Annotated in this window: 3 protein-coding genes; 2 read left to right on the forward strand and 1 reads right to left on the reverse strand. The window is 63.0% G+C overall.

What is annotated here, in order from left to right; translation table 11 throughout:
• Positions 1 to 1345, forward strand: a 1345-nt coding sequence (gene glpK, locus AC1DMG_RS21125; protein WP_477181051.1) for a glycerol kinase GlpK, incomplete at its 5' end; no start/stop codon positions are given.
• A 61-nt stretch (positions 1346 to 1406) separates the two neighbouring features.
• Here the strand turns inward: glpK and AC1DMG_RS21130 are convergent.
• Positions 1407 to 2342, reverse strand: coding sequence for a carbohydrate kinase family protein (locus tag AC1DMG_RS21130; RefSeq protein ID WP_441605055.1), 936 nt, complete (start codon positions 2340 to 2342; stop codon positions 1407 to 1409).
• A gap of 282 nt (positions 2343 to 2624) precedes the next feature.
• Here AC1DMG_RS21130 and AC1DMG_RS21135 point away from each other — a divergent pair.
• Positions 2625 to 3271 (forward strand): rod shape-determining protein (locus AC1DMG_RS21135; RefSeq protein WP_477181052.1); only part of this gene is annotated, 647 nt, incomplete at its 3' end.

Raw genomic sequence — 3271 nt, forward strand, 5'->3', positions numbered from 1 at the left:
CCTCACCAGCGTGCTGGTCACCGTGACCGAGTTGCTTGCCAATACGCAGGTGGATCTCGGCGAGGTGGCGGCGATCGGCATCACCAATCAGCGCGAAACCACCGTGGTATGGGACCGGGCGACCGGCCAGCCCATCCATAACGCGATCGTCTGGCAATCGCGCCAGAGCCTGGATATCTGCGAGCAGCTGAAACAGGCCGGACATGAGGCGCTCGTACGCGAGCGGACGGGTCTGTTGATCGATGCCTATTTCTCGGCGACTAAGCTGCGCTGGATACTCGATCACGTGGAGGGTGCGCAGCAGCGCGCGGAGAAGGGCGAGCTGCTGTTTGGCACCATCGACAGCTGGCTGATCTGGAATCTCAGCGGCGGCACCACGCATGTCACCGACGTGAGCAACGCGGCCCGCACATTGCTTTACGACATTCATCGTCGCCGTTGGGACGACGATCTGCTCGCCATGCTCAATATCCCGCGCGCAATGCTGCCCGAGGTGCGATCAAGCAGTGAGGTCTACGCCCATACGGCGCCGGCCCAGTTCTTCGGTGCGAGTGTGCCGATCGCGGGCGTCGCGGGGGACCAGCAGGCGGCGCTCTTCGGGCAAGCCTGCTTCAGTCCCGGCATGGCCAAGAATACCTATGGCACCGGCTGCTTCATGCTGATGAATACCGGCGAGCAGGCCGTATCGTCGACGCATGGCCTGCTCACCACCATCGCCTGGCAGCTGGGCGATCGGGTGGACTATGCGCTGGAGGGCAGCATTTTCGTGGCCGGCTCGGTGATCCAGTGGCTGCGCGACGGCCTGCGCATGCTGGGCAAGGCGTCGGACTCGCAGGCCTATGCGGAGCGTGTGGCATCGAGCGATGGCGTCTACATGGTGCCGGCCTTCGTCGGCCTCGGCGCGCCGTATTGGCGCAGCGACGTGCGCGGAGCGGTATTTGGTTTGAGCCGCGGCACCAGCAAGGAGCATTTTGTGCGCGCCGCGCTGGAATCGATGGCCTACCAGTCGCGCGACGTGCTCACGGCGATGGAAGCGGATGCGGGCATCTTGTTGAAGGAACTGCGCGCCGATGGCGGCGCCATCGCGAACGATTTCATGGCGCAGTTCCAGAGCGACATGCTCGGCGTTCCGGTGCTGCGCCCGCGCGTGCAGGAAACCACGGCGCTTGGCGCGGCCTATCTGGCGGGATTGGCCATCGGCTTCTGGCAGAGCTGCGAGGAGATCGCCAGCCTGTGGCAGGTCGATCGCCGCTTCGAACCGCTGATGCGCGAACCTGAGCGGGATGGCCTCTATCGCGGCTGGCAGGCGGCCGTGAACGCCACCATGGGATTTCGCGTGGGCTGAAAACAGACGAGGCCTCCATGGTGGAGGCCTCGCTGTTGGTTCGTACCGGAACGACGAGTGATCAGCCGATCGCGTAACCGAACTGCTCTTCGAATTCCTTGGAGAACGACGCGTAGTCGAAATGCTGGTTCTGCGTGCCCGGATGCTCCACCTTCAGCGCACCCATCAGCGAAGCCATGCGGCCCACCGTCGGCCAGTCCTTGCCCTTCATGATGCCGAAGATCAGGCCGGCGCGATAAGCGTCGCCACAGCCCGTCGGGTCGATCACCTGGCGTTCCCGGGCCGGCGGAATCTCGTGGATGGTGCCATCGGTGTAGATCTGCGAGCCGCGCGGGCCGAGCGTGACGATATAGGCCTTCACGCGCGAGGCAATCTCCTGGGCGCTCCAGCCCGTGCGCTGCTGCAGCAGCTGCGACTCGTAATCGTTGACGATCACGTAAGTGGCTTTCTCGATCATCGCGCGGAACTCGGCGCCATCGAACAAGGGCATGGCCTGGCCCGGGTCGAAGATGAACGGCACGCCGCGCGCGGAGAATTCGTCCACGTGCTGCAGCATGGCGTCGCGGCTGTCCGGGGCCACGATGGCGAAGCTGATATCCGGGATGTCGCGCACGTGGTTGGTGTGCGCGCTCAGCATGGCGCCCGGATGGAAGGCAGTGATCTGGTTGTTGTCCAGGTCGGTGGTGATGAAGCACTGCGGCGTGAACTGGTCATCGAACACACGCACGTAATCCATGCGGATGCCGCACTTTTCCATATGGACCTGGTACGGACCAAAATCCTGGCCCACCGTGGCCACCGGCAGCGGGTCGGCGCCCAGCAGCTTCAGGTTATAAGCGATATTGCCCGCGCAACCGCCGAATTCGCGGCGCATGCGCGGCACCAGGAACGACACGTTCAGGATGTGAACCTGGTCGGGCAGGATGTGATTCTTGAACTGATCCTGGAACACCATGATGGTGTCGTAGGCAAGCGATCCACAAATGACGGCTGACATGATGCGAGGATGATCCCTGGCAGATGAAGTGGCAGTCCGGGCGGCGCTTGCGCCTGCCTGGCCCAAAGTTCCCGATCATACCGGGAACTTGACTCAACGGCGATGCTCTTGTGAGCGATTTCCTTCGAGACCGCCTCCGCAAAGTCAGACAAAAGCTACGTAAAAGTCGCATATCACAGCGTAAACAAAGGCTTTCTTAACGAGAATGTCCTTGCGGTCCTGATGCATGCTGACTAGACTGGCCCGCTTACTTTTTAGCCACAGCCGGACCACGGCGGACCCATGTTCAAGAAGTTTCGCGGCTTTTTTTCCAACGATATTTCGATCGACCTAGGCACGGCCAACACCCTTATTTACGTAAGGGGACAGGGCATCGTCCTGAACGAACCATCGGTGGTCGCGATCCGTCAGGACCGTGGCCCGGGTGGTCCGCGCGCGGTCGCCGCCGTCGGCAGCGACGCCAAGAAGATGCTGGGTCGAACTCCGTGCAACATCGCCACGGTGCGTCCGATGAAGGATGGCGTGATCGCCAACTTCTCGATGACCGAGGCCATGCTGCAGCATTTCATCAAGCAGGTTCACAAGTCGCGCATGCTCCGTCCGAGCCCGCGCGTGCTGGTCTGCGTGCCCTGCGGCTCCACCCAGGTGGAGCGTCGCGCCATCAAGGAATCGGCCGAAGGCGCCGGTGCCCGCGACGTGTTCCTGATCGAAGAGCCCATGGCGGCTGCGATCGGCGCCGGCATTCCGGTGCATGAGGCGCGCGGCTCGATGGTGCTGGACATCGGTGGCGGCACCTCCGAAGTGGCGGTGATCTCGCTCAACGGCATCGTCTACTCGCAGTCCGTGCGCGTGGGCGGCGACCGTTTCGACGAGGCCATCATCAACTACGTGCGCCGCAACCACGGCACGCTGATCGGTGAGTCTACGGC

This window comes from Dyella sp. 01N36, assembly GCF_056399745.1.

Bases quoted from the DNA above. Each gene is read 5' to 3' on its own strand.
- AC1DMG_RS21130 (WP_441605055.1), bottom strand. From the start codon at position 2,342: ATGTCAGCCGTCATTTGTGGATCGCTTGCCTACGACACCATCATGGTG.